Origin of the sequence: Sphingobium sp. WTD-1, assembly GCF_030128825.1 — a bacterium.
Taxonomy (GTDB): Bacteria; Pseudomonadota; Alphaproteobacteria; order Sphingomonadales; family Sphingomonadaceae; genus Sphingobium.
Window position 1 is genome coordinate 1105074 of sequence record NZ_CP119127.1, and the last position, 17069, is coordinate 1122142.

16 protein-coding genes are annotated in these 17069 nt (G+C 67.4%); 6 read left to right on the forward strand and 10 right to left on the reverse strand.

The window, feature by feature from the left end:
* The first annotated feature begins 1 nt into the window (after position 1).
* Together N6H05_RS05465 and N6H05_RS05470 are read left to right on the forward strand one after the other, a co-directional pair.
* Complete coding sequence (locus N6H05_RS05465) at positions 2-970, forward strand: alpha/beta hydrolase (protein ID WP_284113007.1); 969 nt, start codon at positions 2-4, stop codon at positions 968-970.
* Positions 971-1020: 50 nt separating this feature from the next.
* Positions 1021-1314: a hypothetical protein gene (locus tag N6H05_RS05470; RefSeq protein WP_284113009.1), complete on the forward strand. Its 294-nt coding sequence runs from the start codon at positions 1021-1023 to the stop codon at positions 1312-1314.
* A gap of 88 nt (positions 1315-1402) precedes the next feature.
* Here N6H05_RS05470 and N6H05_RS05475 read toward each other — a convergent pair whose 3' ends face one another.
* From N6H05_RS05475 to N6H05_RS05485, 3 genes are all read right to left on the reverse strand, one after another.
* The gene (locus N6H05_RS05475) at positions 1403-2677 is read right to left on the reverse strand and encodes an amidohydrolase family protein (RefSeq protein ID WP_284113010.1); all 1275 of its coding nucleotides are present in this window, start codon (positions 2675-2677) and stop codon (positions 1403-1405) included.
* Positions 2670-3536 carry a helix-turn-helix domain-containing protein gene (locus N6H05_RS05480; protein ID WP_278393190.1) on the reverse strand — a complete coding sequence of 289 codons (867 nt, stop codon included), beginning with the start codon at positions 3534-3536 and terminating at the stop codon, positions 2670-2672. Before N6H05_RS05480 ends, N6H05_RS05475 begins: the two co-directional genes overlap by 8 nt.
* A 77-nt stretch (positions 3537-3613) precedes the next feature.
* Entirely contained in the window at positions 3614-5194 is a 1581-nt protein-coding gene (locus N6H05_RS05485) for a class I adenylate-forming enzyme family protein (RefSeq protein WP_284113011.1), read from the reverse strand.
* Here N6H05_RS05485 and N6H05_RS05490 point away from each other — a divergent pair.
* A complete protein-coding gene (locus N6H05_RS05490; RefSeq protein ID WP_284113012.1) occupies positions 5184-6206 on the forward strand; it encodes an enoyl-CoA hydratase/isomerase family protein in 1023 nt (340 codons plus the stop codon). The genes N6H05_RS05485 and N6H05_RS05490 overlap by 11 nt on opposite strands.
* Here the strand turns inward: N6H05_RS05490 and N6H05_RS05495 are convergent.
* The 5 genes from N6H05_RS05495 to N6H05_RS05515 are packed head-to-tail and all read right to left on the reverse strand — an operon-like array spanning position 6168 to position 11772.
* Complete coding sequence (locus tag N6H05_RS05495; RefSeq protein WP_284113014.1) at positions 6168-7562, reverse strand: amidohydrolase family protein; 1395 nt, start codon at positions 7560-7562, stop codon at positions 6168-6170. The genes N6H05_RS05490 and N6H05_RS05495 overlap by 39 nt on opposite strands.
* The gene (locus N6H05_RS05500; RefSeq protein ID WP_284113016.1) at positions 7556-8710 is read right to left on the reverse strand and encodes a CoA transferase; all 1155 of its coding nucleotides are present in this window, start codon (positions 8708-8710) and stop codon (positions 7556-7558) included. Before N6H05_RS05500 ends, N6H05_RS05495 begins: the two co-directional genes overlap by 7 nt.
* 1 nt (position 8711) lies before the next feature.
* Positions 8712-10208 (reverse strand): class I adenylate-forming enzyme family protein, encoded by a 1497-nt coding sequence (locus tag N6H05_RS05505; RefSeq protein ID WP_284113017.1) that lies wholly within the window; start codon positions 10206-10208, stop codon positions 8712-8714.
* 10 nt (positions 10209-10218) lie between these two features.
* Positions 10219-10509, reverse strand: a complete 291-nt coding sequence (locus tag N6H05_RS05510; protein WP_169862486.1) for a hypothetical protein — start codon at positions 10507-10509, stop codon at positions 10219-10221.
* Between the two features lie 36 nt (positions 10510-10545).
* On the reverse strand, positions 10546-11772 hold the full coding sequence (locus N6H05_RS05515; protein ID WP_284114175.1) for a CaiB/BaiF CoA transferase family protein: 1227 nt from the start codon (positions 11770-11772) through the stop codon (positions 10546-10548).
* Positions 11773-11991: 219 nt separating this feature from the next.
* On the opposite strand from N6H05_RS05515, the gene N6H05_RS05520 reads away from it, so the two are divergent.
* Together N6H05_RS05520 and N6H05_RS05525 are read left to right on the forward strand one after the other, a co-directional pair.
* Positions 11992-12783, forward strand: a complete 792-nt coding sequence (locus tag N6H05_RS05520) for an SDR family oxidoreductase (protein WP_284113019.1) — start codon at positions 11992-11994, stop codon at positions 12781-12783.
* A 199-nt stretch (positions 12784-12982) separates the two neighbouring features.
* Positions 12983-13285 carry a hypothetical protein gene (locus N6H05_RS05525; protein ID WP_004209466.1) on the forward strand — a complete coding sequence of 101 codons (303 nt, stop codon included), beginning with the start codon at positions 12983-12985 and terminating at the stop codon, positions 13283-13285.
* 114 nt (positions 13286-13399) lie between these two features.
* Here the strand turns inward: N6H05_RS05525 and N6H05_RS05530 are convergent, their stop codons facing one another.
* Entirely contained in the window at positions 13400-13864 is a 465-nt protein-coding gene (locus tag N6H05_RS05530; protein WP_278983945.1) for a MarR family winged helix-turn-helix transcriptional regulator, read from the reverse strand.
* 82 nt (positions 13865-13946) lie between these two features.
* Complete coding sequence (locus N6H05_RS05535) at positions 13947-15203, reverse strand: acetyl-CoA C-acetyltransferase (protein ID WP_010335447.1); 1257 nt, start codon at positions 15201-15203, stop codon at positions 13947-13949.
* A 160-nt stretch (positions 15204-15363) separates the two neighbouring features.
* Here N6H05_RS05535 and N6H05_RS05540 point away from each other — a divergent pair, with 160 nt between their 5' ends.
* A complete protein-coding gene (locus N6H05_RS05540; protein WP_284113020.1) occupies positions 15364-17028 on the forward strand; it encodes an MFS transporter in 1665 nt (554 codons plus the stop codon).
* The last annotated feature ends 41 nt before the right edge of the window (positions 17029-17069 follow it).

A 17069-nucleotide genomic window follows, 5' to 3' on the forward strand; every position in this document is an offset into this window, starting at 1 on the left:
GATGGACGAGGCGCGGCAACTGGTAGCCCCCGAATTGCGCGCGGCGCTCGACCTCTTCCCGCCACTCGACCTCAGCGACCAGACGATCGCCGCCTTCCGCCAGCCCTTTGCTAACCGGCCCGCCGAACCGATGCCCGAAGCGCTGGCCGCCGTGCAGCGCGAAGAAATTTTCCTGCCCGGCGCGCCCGGATCGCCCGATGTGCGCTGCCTGCTCTATCGCCCGGCAGAGACCGTTGGCGATGCGCTGCGGCCGGCCTATCTTCATATCCATGGCGGCGGCTTCGTGCTCGGCATGGCCGACATGAGCGACCTGTCCAACCGGGCGTGGGTGGCGCAACTGGGCTGTGTCGTCCTGTCGGTCGATTATCGGCTGGCGCCCGAAACCCCGTTCCCCGGCGCCCGCGACGATTGCTACGCCGCGCTCGCCTGGCTGCATGACCAGGCCGACGCGCTGGGCATCGATCCGACCCGCATCGCCATCGGCGGCGAGAGCGCGGGCGGCGGCCATGCCGTGGCGCTGGCGATCCATGCCCGCGACCTTGGCGCCTATCCGATCTGCTTCATGCTGCTCGACGCGCCGATGCTGGACGATCGCACCGGCAGCAGCGCGCCGCGCCACCCCGTCACCGGCCGGTTCGTCTGGACCCCGGCGCAGAACCGCTATGGCTGGGGGGCACTGCTCGGGCAGGAAGCCGGCACCGACCATGTCCCGAGCGACGCCGTGCCGGCCCGCTGCCCCGACCTGTCCGGCCTGCCGCCTGCCTTCATCAGCGTCGGCGCGCTCGACCTGTTCCTGGAGGAGGATATCGACTTCGCCCGCCGGCTGCTGGCCCTCGGCATCGCGGTCGAACTCCATGTCACGCCCGGCGCCTATCATGGCTTCGGCCTGGCTGGCGCCGACACGCCGCAGATGCAGGCGCTCCAGGCGATGCGCCTCGCCGCCCTCCGCCGCGCGTTTCAGCTCAGGTAAGGGGCGGCGGGCTTCTGGTCGTCGATTGCGCCCCGGTCGCTGAATCGATTATGGCCGTCGACAGCGAACGAAAAGGGGATGTGATGGCTGCGTTACTTTCAGTGGATGAGCGACGCGAGCATTTTGCCCATTGCGTCCAGCTGTTCGGCGGCACCACGGCTTTCTCGCGCCGCCTGGGCATAGACGAGCGGGCAATCCGCCGTTTTATCAATGGCGAGCGCCCTATTGGCGACGGACTTCTGGAGGATACTGCGAAGGCCTTGCGCCTGCTCATCGCAGAGGCAAGCGCGGCCGAAGGGCAGATTGCCGGCGCGTTGAGCGCGTCGCGGACCGATCCGTCCTGACCCGACTCATCCGGTCAAATTTCTATCCGACGAAAAAAGGGGCGCTCTTGGTAGAAGCGCCCCTTATCTACATGTCTGTCCCGGTGGATCAGATCGGCAGCTTGTAGAGGTTCACCGCATTGTCCTGCAGCACCTTCTTCTTCACCGCGAAGTCATAGCCGCCCAGCACATCCTTGAGATGTTCCTGCACGCCCGGATAGAGCGAGGTCGGGTGCGGGAAGTCGGTTTCGAACATCAGCTTGTCGACGCCGATCGTTTCCAGCAGCAGCTTGGGCGCGACCTTCTCGAACCAGAAGGTGACCCAGAAATGGTCGCGGAAATATTCCCACGGCCGCTTGTTGAGCAGGCCGACCTTGCTCGGCAGCATTTCGTCGAACTGATGTTCCAGCGCCTCGATCGCGAAGGGCACCCAGCCCGCGCCGCTTTCGATCAGGCCGATCTTCAGCTTCGGGTGGCGGTCGAGCCGACCCGACACCATCCAGTTGCCCAGCGTCGCGGCATTGCCGATCGAGAACATGGTGGCGACCACCGACAGCGTCTGTTCAAAGCCGAAGCCGTCCCAGGTGAGCGTATTGGGGTCGATCGCCGCATTGAGGTGGAAATTGAGCGGCAGCCCTTCGGCCTCGCACATTTCCAGGAAGGGCGTCCAATAATCATGCAGGAAGCTCGGCACGCCAACGCGCTCCGGCGTGTCGGGCAGCACGAAGCCGCGCAGGCCCATGTCGACGCAGCGCCGCGCTTCGGCCTCCATCGCCTTCTGGTCCCAGAAAGGCAGATGGGCCATGTTGAAGATGCGGTCGCCCGACACCTGCTGATATTCGGCCGATGCGTCATTATACATCTGGATGATCGCGACCGCGAGATCGGGGTCGCCCAGCGACATCAGCGAACCGGCCTGGGTCACGCCCGAATTCTGGAAGCCGATCTGGGCATAGATGCCCATATCGTCCATTGCCTGCAGCCGTTCCTTGATCAGGTGACCGCCCGGATGCGCCTGCGCCAGCTTGGGGAAGGCAAGGCGACCGAGCAGCTTGTTATTGTCGGCGCGGATGACGTTTCCGCCCATCGATCCGAAATTCCGGTCACCCACATACCAGCGTTCGACCCCATCGGCATCCTGCTTCACATAGGGCACCTTGGCCTTGTACTTGGCCGGCGCGCGCGAGGTGAAGAGGTCGGGCGCTTCGGTGATATGGGTGTCGGTGTCGACGATCTTGATGCCGGCCAGCGACGGGTCGAGCCCGCCCGACTGGGTGCTGTAGTCGACCTCGCGGATGACGCCGCCTTCGGTATAGCCTTCGGCCGACCAATATTTGCGCGCGGCCTGGGCGTCGGCGACGTCCTTGTCCTTCACATCAGCCATGCTTCACCTCCAGCGCGCCCTGCCAGTTGGCGGATTCGAAGATCGGCTGGACGGAGGCGGCCGGCGACTGTTCCTCGACCGAGCGGCGGACCGCTTCGCTGAGCGTGCGCTGCAGGCCGGCGGCGTCAATCTGGTCGGACGGTTCATAGACGAAGCCGATCGCCAGCGGCTGGCCGTCGGGCATGTGGGGCAGCAGCATGGCGGTGACGTCGGCGATCGAACCGAAGCCGGCAAAGCCGCTGATATGCCCCTCGTCACGGCAGCGCTGCACCTGGCCGGCAACGTCGGCGAAGACGAACTTGCGCTCCTGCGGCGCTTCGGCATTGAGGCGACGGATCAGGCCGTCGCGGCGCGGCTGCTGCACGGTCGAGAGCATCAGCAGGCCGGCGGCGGAGTCGGTGAGCCGTTCCTGGCGGCCACCGGCCAGGCCGTTATTGGCCGAGGTACGCAGCGCCTTCTTGCCGGCGCGCCAGTGAACGATCTGGATGTTGAGGCCGACCATGCCGAACACGGCAATGCCAAGGCCGGTCTGGGCCGACAGGCGATCGATCAGGCCGTTGAGGACGCCATCGCGTACCATGCGCGGCTGGATCGCGGCACCCAGCATCGCGGCGCGCGGGGTCGGCGAATAGGCGCGCGAACCCGGATCCTTGTGGAGCAGGCCCAGATCGACCAGGCTCGACAGCAATTCGGACGTGCTCGACTGCGGGCGGTCGAAGCGGCGGACAATGTCCATCACCGTCGCCTGCGGATGATCCTCGTCGAAAAATTCCAGCACCTCGACCACGCGCTTGGCGATCTTCGCCTTGTTGGACTCGGTCTTGGCTACCCTCGGCTTATGGGACTCGATCAGAGCCATGGTTCCTCTCCTTCGTTATTGAACATGGTTGTTCACTAACGCCGGGAGGCTGTCAACAGAAAATGAGATACCCTCGTTTATGTGATATTCTCTGTCTCATTCTGCGTTTCCGGCGACATATTCGCAAACAGCGCCTGAAGCGCGCGGCGATCGGTCTTGAGCGACGGGGTGCGCGGCAAGTCCCTGACGAACAGCCATTTTACCGGAACATGGGTGGCAGGCAGATGCTGGCGCACATGCGTTTCCAATGCTGCGACCGCAGGTGCAGCAAAATCGGCGTGAAGCCGGATCGCTGCCGCCGGCACTTGCCCCAGCCGGTGATCCGCCATGCCTGTCACCGCCGCTTCGGCGATAGCGGGGTGCAGCATCAGCGCGCGTTCGATCGACTCGGGCAGCAATTTGAAGCCGCCGCGGATGATCGCGCCGTCGGCCCGGCCGCGCAGGAACAGGAAATCATCGGCATCGATCAGGGCGATGTCGGAGGTGCGAATCCAGTCCTGGCCGATTCGCGGCGAGATGACTTCCAGCAGACCTTCGGCGCCGGATGGTAGCGGGACGCCGCTCTCTGGATCGACGATGCGCAGCTCAGCACCCGGCATGGCGCGGCCGACCGACCCGATCTTGCGGGCGCCCCATTCGGCATGGAGCGCGGCGGTCATCGACGCCACCGGGCCGGCGAACTCGGTGGCGCCATAGGAGAGCAGGATGGGGATGCCGTAGCGCGCCTCGAACGCCTGTTGCACGCCGGGATCGAGTGGCGCGGCGCCGCAGCCGATCGCGTGGAGCGAGGCGAGGTCTTCGACCGCTATGTCGGCATCCAGCACGGCCTGCACGCTGGCCGGGGGCAGGCCGCCATGGCTGGGCCGCCAGCGCCGAACATGGGCATGCCAGGCGCTGAGCGAGAAACGCTCCAGCAGTTCGACCCGCTGCCCGCGCAGCAGCATCGGCAGCGTCGAATAGAGGCCGGTGATGTTGCCGAGCGGAAAATAGAGGAGGAAGGGCGGTGCGGCCTGGGGATCATCCGCCTGCTGCCGGGTCAGCGGGGTCGAGAGGAAATGCCGTTCTAGCAGTGCATAGGGCACGGCGAAACTTTTCGGCGGTCCGGTGGTGCCGCTGGTCAATATCTCGATCTGCGGCGCGGCAGGGCCGTGGCGCTGCTGAACTTCTGGCGAGGCATGTTCATGACCCGGCAGGGCGGCGGCGGCCATGCCGTCGATCGCGACCGTGACCATGCCTTCGGCGGCCAGCACCGTCCGGATCTCCGGCCCGATATCCTCGGCAAAGGCGACCAGCGCAGCGGGGGCCATCCGCGTCAGGTCGCGGGCGATCGCGGCGTCCGACTGAAAGGCATAGATCATGCGGATCGTTCGCCCCTGCGCAATCAGGCCCAGCAGCGCGGCGAGCGCTGCCGGCCGATTGCGCGCGACGAAGGCGACCGGGGCATCCGCCGCAATGCCGCTGGCCTCCAGCGCGGCCTGGATCGCCTGGGCGGTGGCCCGCAGCGCACCCCAGCCGAACCAGTGCCCCTGATATTCGATCGCTGCCTGATAGGCCGGGCGCTGCAGGGCCGCGGCGGCAAGCGCGGGCAGATTCTTATGCTCCATCTCCATGGCGCGACTGTGCGTCAGGTCGGACCGCCGGTCAGCAATGCTGCGCAACGCCCTGGCGATCAGTGCTGCGTCCGCCTTTGCCGCGCTTCGGCCTGGTCCTAACCTGCCACCCATGCCCGGCCCCGCCGCCCTGATCGACCCCGATGGCCTGACCCTTCCATGGACCGGGGATGCGCAGCCCTATGGGCTGGTCGATCTCGACCGCGCGCCGCGCAGCGATGCGCCGTTGCACCTGCCGCCCTTTCCTCTGCTGGGGATTGGCGACCCGACCCATCCGCTTGCGTCGCGGCTCGATGCGCTGGTCGAACTGCCGGTGTCGCTCAATGCGATCACGCAGCAGATCGTGGCCCAGCCGGAAGCGGCGCGGGTGCTGGTGCAATTGCTGCGGCTGATCGACGGGCTGGACCCGGCCCAGGCGCTGGTCGCGGAATCGCTTGCTTATGGCCTGCTTCAGGGCAGCGCTGGCCACGCCCGCTGGCTGGCCGCACAAATGCCGGCGCCGGTGCAGGCGCCCGGCGCCATCCGTCTGGATCGGGAAGGCGACCGGCTGGCGATCCTGATCGACCGGCCCGACGCCCATAATGCCATCGACCGCGATCTGCGCGACGGATTGCGCGCGGCGTTCGACATTGCCGCGCTCGATCCCGATATCAGCCATGTCAGCCTGCGCGGCGCGGGCCGCAGCTTCTGCACCGGCGCGGATCTCAGCGAATTTGGCACCACGCGCGATCCGGCAACCGCCCATGACATAAGGATGCAGACGCTGCCCGCCCATGCGTTGCTGCGCTGCGCCGATCGGCTGTCTGTGCATGTGCAGGGCGGCTGCGTCGGATCGGGCCTGGAAATGGCGGCCTTTGCCGGCCACATCGCAGCCAGCGCCGACGCCTGGTTCCATCTGCCCGAACTGGCGATGGGGATCATTCCGGGCGCTGGCGGCTGCGTCTCGCTCAGCCGCCGGATCGGGCGTCAGCGCGCGGCGCTGATGATCCTGTCGGGCAAGCGGATCAACGCCCGCACGGCGCTAGGCTGGGGGCTGGTCGACACGATCATGGACGACTGATCCGGCGATCCACGTCATCGCGACATCGTCGGCCAGCAGGCGGTGCCGCGCCTGCGCCCAGGGGCGATCCAGCAGGCACAGGTCGGCCGGTGCGCCGACGGCCATGCTGCGCTGTCGGCTCAGATCCAATGGATCGGCGAGATAGAGGGCCAGCGCCGCCTCGGGCGTCAGCGCCTCGTCCTGTCCGATGACCGCGCGACTCTGCGTTTCGCGCGACACCGCCGCGCGCATCGCCGCCCAGGGATCGGCAACGCCATAGGGGGCGTCGCTGCCCGCTGCCAGCACCAGCCCGGCGCGGGCGAAGGCGCCCAGCCGATAGAGCAAGGGCCGCTCGCGCGGTTCGACATCGTGCAGATACTGATCGCCGCGCTCGGCGATGAAATGCGGCTGGCTCACCACCTGCACGCCTAATTCGATCATCTGCTCCAGTAGCACATCGGGGGTGATGCCGGCATGTTCGATCCGGTCGCCCGGCCGCGCGCCGGCCTGTGCCAGCGCGGCGAGGGTGAAGACCAGTTCGGTCTCGGTCGTGCAATGGCTGGCGATCGCTCGCCCCTGGTCGTGCGCGGCGCGCAGGAAGGCGACGCACTGGTCGAAGTCGGGCAGGGCATTTTCATGCAGGTGCAGCTTGGCCGGGCCGACCGCGATGCCGGCCGGCGGCGGCGCATCCCCCAGCGCCAGCGTGCCGGCGGCAACCAGATGCTGCGGCAGGTGCCCGGTCGCGCGCTCGGCGGCGAACCAGGCAAGGCTCGTGCCGTCATTGCCGGGCGACATGTCGGTAATGCCGGTGACGCCATGGCGGGCCAGTTCGCGCCCCACCGCGTCGAGAGCCGGCGGTGTGCCGCCCAGCGCCCGGCGCAGCCAGCCATCCTCGTCGAACAAGCGCCCGGTCCAGCGCCCGTCGATCTGCTCCAGCCCCGGCGGCGGTGCATCCAGCGCCAGCAGCAGGTCGAGCGCCCGGCTGTTGAGCAGCCACATCCGCCCCGACCGATGCTGGATGCGCACCGGCCGTTCGGCTTGCCAGCGGTCGATCGTCAGCGCGTCGGGCAGGCAGGCGATGCTTTCATGATAGCCGATGCCGCGCAGCCAGCCTTCGCCCGGTCGCGCCAGCGCGGCGGCCAGATCGGCTTCGCTGGTCACGGCCGGCGGTCCGCAGGGCAGCGAGGCGCGGGCGACGGCATAGGCCGCAAGATGGATATGATGGTCGTGCAGGCCGGGCAGCAGGGCGCCGCCACCGGCGTCGATCACAGGCTCGCCGGGCAGGGGGGCAAGCGCGCCGATTGCCGCAATCCGTCCTTCGGCGATGCGCAGATCGGCCCGGCCCTTGCCCCATAATTCGGCATCGCGGATCAGCATAGCCAGGCCCCATTATCCTGCCCCAGCGCCGCGACCGGCCCCGTGGTTCGCGATGGAAGAGCGGGGAAGGCATCGCCCTCGGCCTCGGCCCAGCGTTGCAGTGTCGCGGTAAAGCCGGCCGCGTCGCGCGCCCGTTCCCAGCCGATCGCCTCGGCCACTACGGCGCTCATCGACAGCAGCAGATGCGCGCCCGTGCCTTCATGCCATTGCGCCAACGCCTGCCGCGCCGCATGGAGTCCGGTCAGCGGGTCGGCGCAGGCGTCGCCGCCAAAGCCGATCCGCCCGCTCGCCTGTCGCAATGCGGCGCTGAGGCCGCCGGCGACGCTGCAATCATCGCCAAAGCCGATCCAGTGGGCGGCGTCGCCCTCCGCGCCATGGCCGGTGATCGTCACCCAGACCAGCCCCGGTACCTCGCGCACCAGCGCGTCGGCATCGATCCCTAGTTGCGCCAGTGCGCGCGGCCGGGCGGCGGCGATCACCATGTCGGCGCGGTGGATCAGCGCGATCAGCGCCGCCCGATCCTCCGCATCGCGCAGGTCGATCGCGACATTGGCCTTGTGCTGGTTCAGCCGCGCGAACAGCCGCGGATCGCCCGCGCGCATCCGGTCGGGCCGGTTGCGGCTCTCCACCTTGATCACTTGCGCGCCGGCCAGCCCCAGCAGATGCCCGGCCAGCGGCCCGGCCCACAGCGCCGACAGGTCGATCACCAGCGGCGGACGGTCGCGCATCGGCCGCGCACCCCCTGTCATCATCACGCGACAGGCCGGGCTGGCCGGCACCTCATCGATCGCCGCGATCGCGAGCCCCAGTTGTCGCCCCTGTGTCACGATTGCAGACGCCTTTGCAGAAGCAAAGGCTGTGACAATATCGCTGTCACTTTCGATGCCTGCCTCACCGAACAGCGCCGGCATCAAGTCCCGGTCGTCGGGCCGCGCCAGGGTCAGCGCGACCTGCCCGTCGATCATGTCGTAGAGCCGGCATCCCCCACCGGCCGAGCGCCGCCCCGGTATCAAAAAGCCGTTCAGCGCCGCCCGCTCTCCCAGCAGCTGGGCGCCGCTCAACTCCGCCAGTGCTGGCGTTCCCGCCAGCGCCCGGATCGCCTGCAATTGCGCCTCGGCCCAGCCGGCAAGCGGCAGGGCGAGAGCCATGTCAGGCTGCGAACAGCTTCTTGATTTCCCGGCGGAGGAGCTTGCCCATTTCATTATAGGGCAGGCTCTTAGCAAAGAGCACGCGTTCGGGCACTCGCGAAGAACGCAGCCGGGCACGGATGACCTGCTTCAGTTCCTCATCGGCCGGCGCCGCATGGCCGTCGCGCACGACCACGATCAGGCCGACCGCCTCGCCCCATTCGGCGGACGGGATGGCGACCGCCGCCGCTTCGGCGATGGCGGGCAGGGCCAGCATCACATCCTCGATCTCGCCGGGCGAAATATTCTCGCCGCCGCGCACGATCACGTCGTCGGCGCGGCCCGACAGGAACAGATAGCCCTCGGCATCGATATAGCCGGCGTCGCGGGTCGGGAACCAGCCGTCGGCGTCGAGCGCGCTGCGCTCGCGATATTCGCCCGACACCTGGTCGCCACGGACATAGATTTCGCCCGGCTCGCCGGCCGGCAGGCAGCGACCTTCCTCGTCGCGAATCTCGATTTCCACCGTCGGCAGCGGCCGGCCGACCGACGCCAGCCGGGCGCGGGCGGCCGGATCGGTCGCGGCATGGGCGGCGCGATGTTCGTCCGGTCCCAGCAGGGCGACGGTCGAGCTGGTCTCGGTCAGGCCATAGGCGTTGGTGAAGCCGGTATCGGGAAACAGGTCGAGCGCGCGCTGGATCAGCTCCAGCGGCATCTTGCCGCCGCCATAGGCGACCGCGCGCAGGTTGCTGAGGTCGGGGCGATTGCCCTTGTCGACGGTCTCGATGATGCGGGAGAGCATGGTCGGCACGACGAAGGCGTTGCTCGCCCGCTCGCCTGCCGCCAGGTCCAGCCAGGCGGCCGGATCGAACGCCGGCAGCAGCAATATGCGGCGCAGCGCATAGATGGAGCTGAGCAGGGCGGCGATGCCGGCGATATGATAGGGCGGTACGCTGACCAGCGCGGCATCCTCTTCCGGCGCGGCGCCAAACTCGACCGTGCCCAATATATAGGAGACCAGATTGGCGTGGCGCAGGATCGCCGCCTTGGGCGCGGCGGTCGTGCCGCTGGTGAACAGCTGGATGGCGACGCCATCGCCCTCGTCCGCCTCGGTCGGTGCATCGACCGCAGCGTTGAGCGCGGCGGCGACGAAATCGGCCCGCGCCAGCACCTTGTTGTCGGCCGAGGGGCAGAGCCGTTCGACCCGCACGACATCGCCGACGATCAGCGCCGGGGTGATCCGCGCCAGCAGCGAGGCGAGGTCCGCGTCGGCCAGCCGATAGTTGAGCGGCACATAGGGCACGCCGGCGATCGCCGCGCCGAACAGCGCCATCGCCGCCGCCTCGCTGCTCTCGTCCAGCAGCGCGACATGGCTGCAGCCACTGTCCCGGATCAGCGCGGCGGCGCCGCGCGCGCCAGCCAGCAGCCGGGCATAGCTCCAGCGCTGGCCGTCACAGACCAGGCCGATGCGGTCGGGCGCGGCATCGGCCGCCATTTCGAGGAACAGGGCGATGTTCATGGGATGGGCGTCAGTCCGAAGCGGGCAGGGGCTTGGCGTCCTTGGGGCTCAGGGCGACGCCGTCGACCGACAGCGAACCCTTGCCCGGCTTGACGCATAGCAATTCGAAATTGCCGGCCGGATCGACATAGCGCTTGCCCATCAGCGTGCCCGCGCTGAAATCGGCGGCGGGGGTACCCACCGCTTCTGGCTTGGCTTCGCCCATGGCGCTGCCGCCGCATTCGATCGTGCCGGTGCCGCTGCGGATCACCATCACTTCGGTGTCGCACACCGCGCTCTTCAGTTTCGTACCCGGTTTCATATCATTCCTGCCTTCCAGCCCCCCGACGTTACCCCTTCAAGCGATAGCGCCGCTGGCCTTCCATTGTTCAATCTGGTCCCACTCGACGCCCAGTTCCATCAGCACCAGTTCGGTATGCTCGGATGCCTGGGGCGAGCGCGTGGTCTGCACCGGCTGGCCGTCAAACTGCACCGGCCCGCGCACCAGCCGCAGCGGCGCGCCGCCATCGGCGCCCTCCACTTCGATGATCATGTCGTTGGCGATCGCCTGCTCGTCGGTCAGCAGATCCTTGAAGCTCTGGATCGGCGCCCATTGCCCCTTCATCGTCTTCAGATGCTCGCGCCAATAGGCGAAGGGCTTCTGACCGAAGGCCTTGACCAATATGTCGCTCGCGGCGCCGGCATTCTCGATCAGCGCCAGCACATCCTTGAAGCGCGGATCGTCCGCCGCCTCGGGCACGCCGACATGGGCGAAGGTGTCGGCGATCAGGCCGGTGGGGCTGACCATGCACAGGTTGATCGTGCCGCCGTCCGAGGTGCGGAAATTGCCCATGAAGGGGTTGCGCAGCGATCCGCCGGAACTCGGCATGCCGTTGCGGGTCAATATGTCGGTCTCCATCACCTGTGCGATCAGCGCGCCCGACGCCCACCAGGCGCTCGACAGCAGCGAGACGTCCAGCTCGACCGCCTCGCCGGTCTTTTCGCGGTGGAACAGCGCGCCGGAAATGCCGCCGGCGATGAACATGCCGCCGATGGAATCGCCAAAGGCGGGAATGCCCTGGGTCAGCGGGCCGGGCAGTTCCTCGGGCGTCATCGCATGGGCCACGCCGCTGCGCGACCAGAAGCAGGTGCCGTCGAAGCCGCCCACCTCGCGCTCCGGCCCCTTGTTGCCCAGCGCGCTGCCACGGGAATAGATGATGTTGGGATTGACCGCGCGGATATGCTCGACGTCGAACTTGTTCTTCTGCCGCACCTGGGGAAGATAGTTGGTCAGGAACACGTCGGCGCTTTTGGCCAGCTCATAGAGCACGGCCTGGCCTTCCTCCGTCGACAGGTCGATGCCGACGCTGCGCTTGCCGCGATTGGGATGCTCGAACAAAGTGTGGCGCAGCGGGTCGAGCTGCACCCCGCCCATGTTCAGGAACCCGCGCTGCGTGTCGCCGCGCACCGGATGCTCGATCTTGATGACGTCCGCGCCCCAGTCGGCCAGGATCGCGCCGGCAGCCGGCACATAGGTGAACTGCGCCACTTCCAGAACGCGCACCCCCTTCATCACCTGGGTCATAAAATCAGCCATCCCCTCATTCGCCGCATGATGCGACCTGTTGGGGAAAGGGTAGAAGCTGCGCTGGTCGCCGCAAGTCCGGCGGGCCTGCTATCGCTATCGCGATGCGCCCCGGCCCCCTAGCGCCGCAGCGATATTGCCGGCGTCGGCCGGGCCATGGGTTGAGCCGCCTTGCCGCTGTGCCATAGCCGGTCCGAAAACAGATGTGGGAGACATGCCATGAAACTCGACTCTTCCCTGTCCGCCGTGGTGACCGGCGGCGCGTCGGGCCTGGGGCTGGCGACGGTACGGGCGCTGCGCGAAGCCGGCGTCAAGGTCGCGATCTTCGATATCAACGAGGATAGCGGCCAGGCGATCGCGGCGGAGGTCGGTGCTACCTTCTGCAAGGTCGACATCATGTCGGAAGACAGCGTGCTCGCCGGTTTCGACGCGGCGCGGGCGGCGCAGGGGCAGGAACGCATCCTGGTCCATTGCGCGGTGGTGTCGAAGGGCGGCAAGACCGTGTCGAAGGACAAGGAGACCGGCGGCTTCAAGCGCATGTCGACGCAGGATTATGCGATTTCGGCCGAAGGCGTGCTGGTCGCCAGCTATCGCATCGCCTCGATCGGGGCGCTCGGCATGGCGGCGCTCGACCCGCTGGAGGATGGCGAGCGGGGCAGCATCCTGTTGACCTCCAGTGCTGCGGCGCAGGATGGGCAGGTCGGCCAGGTCGCCTATGGCTCGCTGAAAGCCGGGGTCAACGGCATGGTGCTGCCAATGGCGCGCGACCTGATGGAGCTGGGGATTCGCGTCAATGCGATCATGCCGGGCATCTTTGCGACGCCGCCGATGCTGCGCTTCAAGGACATGAACCCGGCCATGTACGAAAGCCTGAACAACAGCGTTCCCTTCCCCAAGCGTCTCGGAAAGCCCGAGGAATTTGCCGGGCTGGCGCTGGAGATCACGCGCAACAGCTACATCAATGCCCAGCTGTTCCGCATCGACGGCGCGATTCGCTTTCCGCCGCGCTGAATCAACGGCGCTGCATCCATTGGGCGAAGAGGCCGCGTTCCATATGGACGCGGCCTTTTGTCTGCCTGTCCAAGCCGCTGTTCGCACATGCAAAAATAAATACTAAGCTAGGTTGACATTATCGCCGGCAATAGCTAACCTAGCTTAGTGTTAAGGGGATATCGTTCCTCGACTCGTTTTTAGTTGAAGAGGTTGTGCCATGACTCGTTTCGCCAAGATCGCCCTGTCGCTCTCCCTCGCCGCTGCTGCCCTGCCGCAGGTCGCTGCCGCCGGCGAAGCCGTCCAGATCAGCGCAGCCACTGCCGCCGCCGATTACAAGGGCAAGATGCTCTACACCGCCAGCGGCGATCGCCTGGCCGCCATCTATCGCGTCGCGGCTGACGGCAACGCCCAGATCATCCTCAACGGCAAGATGGTGAATGTTCCGGCGTCCAGCCTGACCGCCGCCGACGGCAAGCTGACCACCAGCCTGTCGAAGAAGGATCTGCTGACCGCGCACTAAGAGATCGCCGGGCGCGGCCTCCCCTGCGCCGGCCGATAGCGAATGGGCCGCTCCTTGCCGGAGCGGCCCTTTTTTATGTCCGGGAAGGGAGGGGCGCCGGGACGGCGGCAACCTTCAGGGCTTGACGATATTTTCGGAAATCGTGTCGAGCAGGCTGTTCAGGCGCTTGAGATCCTCAGTGGATACGCCGGCAAAGGCGACCTCCTCATTCTCCTGCGCGATGCCTGATAGCTGCATGGTGATCGCCTGGCCGCGCTCGGTCAGGAATACGGCATGGGCGCGCCGGTCGTCATCCTTCTGCCGCCGTTCCAGCAGGCCGTCGGCACAGAGCCGGTCGATCAGCCGCCCGGCCGATGCCTCGGCCATTTCCAGCAGGTTGGCGATATGGCGCTGGGTCGTGCCGGGATAGCGCGCGACCGCCGCGATCACCGTCCATTGCGAGCGGGTGACGCCCAGCCGCACCACGCTCTGGTCGAAATGCGCGCGCAGCTGACGGGCGATGATCGTCAGCTTCATCGTCGCGTTGCGCATCAGCGCCGGCGGGTTGTCGGCGAGTGTCTTGTCCTGCAGGCTTTCCATTGTGCGCGCAGCATAGCGCCATCGCGGCGAAACGAAAGCAGCCTCCTCCTGTTCGGCGCAGCGCGGCGGCCGGACGATCCGATCAGACACGTTCGATGATGATCGCGGGCGCCATGCCCCCGGCCGCGCACATGGTGATCAGGGCATAGCGGCCGCCGCTGCGCTCCAGCTCGTCGAGTGCGGTGCCGATCAGCACCGCGCCGGTCGCGCCGATCGGGTGGCCGAGCGCGATGGCGCCGCCATTGGGATTGAGCTTGGCGCGGTCGACGCCTAGGTCGCGGATGAACTTCTCCGTCACTACGGCAAAGGCTTCATTGACCTCGAACACATCGATGTCGGCCACGGTCAGCCCGGCCTTGGCCAGCACCTTGCGCGCGGCCGGGACCGGGGCGTTCAGCATCAGCGTCGGATCGTCGCCGACATTGGCGGTCGCGACGATGCGGGCGCGGGGCTTGAGCCCATGGGCGTCGGCATAGGCTTTCGAGGCGAGCAGGATCGCGGCCGCGCCATCGACCACGCCCGACGAGGTGCCGGCATGATGCAGTGGCTCGATCGCAAGATCGGGATATTTCTGGTTGATGAGCTGGCGGAAGGTCGGCCCATCCTGGCGCGAGGGCATGTCCATGAAGGCTGCGAAGGCGGGTTTCAGCCCGGCAAGCTGCTCGGCCGTGGTGTCGGGGCGGGGATATTCCTCATGGTCCAGCACGACGCTGCCATCCTCGTCATGCACCGGCACGGTCGACCTGGCGAAGCGGCCTTCCTTGAGCGCGATGCCGGCCCTGCGCTGGCTTTCGGCGCCAAAGGCATCCAGATCTTCGCGCGTGATCCCTTCCATCGCGGCGATCGCATCGGCGGCGACGCCCTGGTTCGACTGGGGATGCTTGTCCTGCAAGCGCATATTGCCGGTGCCAAGCCCGCCAGCGGCCTTCACGCCGGCCTCGCGCAGCGACTGGCCATACCAGGTGACATAGGACATCATCTCGGTGCCGCCGGCGATCACCAGATCCTCCATGCCGGACATGATCTGCGCCGCAGCCAGATTGGTGGCGGTCAGGCCGCTGCCGCAGAAGCGGTCCAGCGTCACGCCTGAAGCCTTGACGTCATAGCCCGCATCGAGCGCCGCCATCCGGCCAAGGTCGCCACCCTGCAACCCCATCTGTGCGCTGGTGCCCCAGATGATGTCATCGACATCGGCGGTGTTCAGATTGTTGCGGTCCTTGAGCGCTTTCAGCACCGCGACGGCGATATGCTGCGGGTGCATGTGCGACAGCGCGCCCTTGCCCATCTTGCCGATGCTGCGCGGGGTGCGGACGGCATCAATGATATAGGCGTCGGTCAAGCATCTTCTCCCGGTCTCTTTTGCCGCAGGCGCGGCTCTCGCATCCTATCGCATGGAAGCGGGACGGCCCCCAATCGCACAGGCGATTGATCGCGCGCGGATTGGCCTGTGTCGCCCGGCTGGTGCAGGCTGGGCGGGCAGATGATGAGGAGGGAGAAGGATGGCGCAAGGCGAAGTCGCGCAGGCGACGGGCGGCAGCTTCGCGCCGCTGCGCGAACCGGTGTTCCGCCGCATCTGGACCGCCAGCCTGCTCTCCAACTTCGGCCAGCTGATCCTGGGCGTCGGCGCGGCATGGGAAATGACGCGGATGAGCGCGTCGCCCAGCATGGTGGCACTGGTCCAGACCGCGATGATGCTGCCGCTGATGCTGGTGACATTGCCCGCCGGCGCCTTTGCCGACATGTTCGACCGCCGGCGGATCGCGATGAGCGGCCTCGCTTTCTCCATGGCCTGCGCCGCGCTGCTGACCTTCCTGGCCTGGACCGGGCATAGTTCGCCCTGGATGCTGCTCGCCTTCTGTTCGCTGATCGGCGCGGGCGTCGCGCTCTATTCGCCGGCCTGGCAGGCGTCGATCAGCGAACAGGTCGGGCCGCGCCTGCTGCCCGCCGCCGTGGCGCTGGGCACGATCAGCTATAATGTCGCGCGCAGCTTCGGTCCGGCGCTGGGTGGCATCATCGTGCTGGCGGCCGGTGCCCATGCCGCCTTTGCGATCAACGCCATCTGCTATCTGCCGCTGTTCCTCGCCTTCTTCGCCTGGCAGCGGCGTCATGTCCCTGCGCGCCTGCCGCCCGAACAGTTCCACCGGGCGATGGTGTCGGGCATGCGTTACGCGCTGCATGCGGGGGCGATCCGCACGGTGCTGCTGCGCGCCTTCCTGTTCGGACTGGCCGGGGCGTCGGCGTCGGCGCTTGCGCCGCTTGTGGCGAAGGATCTGCTGGGTGGCGATGCCAGCGTCTATGGCCTGTTGTTGGGCGCCAGCGGGGTGGGCGCCGTGCTGGGGGCGCTGCTGGTCGGGCCATGCCGCGACCGCTTCGGAACGCAGCGGACCACCGCCGTGCTGGCGCTGGTCAGCGGCATCGCGCTCGCGCTGGTCGGGGTCAGCCGCCATGTGCCGCTCACCTGCCTGGCATTGCTGGTCGCGGGGGGCGCCAATATCCTGACCATCGCCCTGTTCAACGTCTCGGTCCAGCTGTCGGCACCGCGCTGGGTCACGGCGCGGGCCTTGTCGCTCTTCTCCTCGGCGCTGACCGGCGGCATCGCGATCGGCGCGCTGCTCTGGGGGCTGGTGGCGCAAAGCTGGTCGGTCGACATCGCCATGTATGGATCGGGGCTGGCATTGGCATTGCTGCCGCTGGTGGGCTGGCTGTTGCCGCTGCCCGAAACCAGCGAGGCGGATGTCGAGCCCTTCGTCATTGCGGGCGAACCGGAAGTCGGCATGGCGCTCACCCGGCGTTCCGGCCCGGTCATCATCGAGATCGACTATGATGTCGATCCTGATCAGGCGCGCGATTTCTATGCGGCGATGGTGGAGGTGCAGCGCACCCGCATGCGCAATGGCGGCTTCAACTGGTCGATCGCGCGCGACATCGCCAATCCCGCGCTGTGGACTGAGCGCTATCAATGCCCGACCTGGGGCGATTATCTCCATATGCGCGATCGTTTCACCCAGGCCGACAAGCTGGCGCAGCAGGTGGCGCGCGCCTTTGACCGCAAGGCCGGCGAGGTACGGGTGCGGCGGCGGCTGGAGCGGCCATTCGGATCGGTCCGCTGGCGCGCCGATACGCCCGATCCGCGTCAGGATACGATCGGATATCTCGGCCCCTGAACGCGGCGCGGCAACGCCGAGGCGATGAGTCCGGCGCCGAC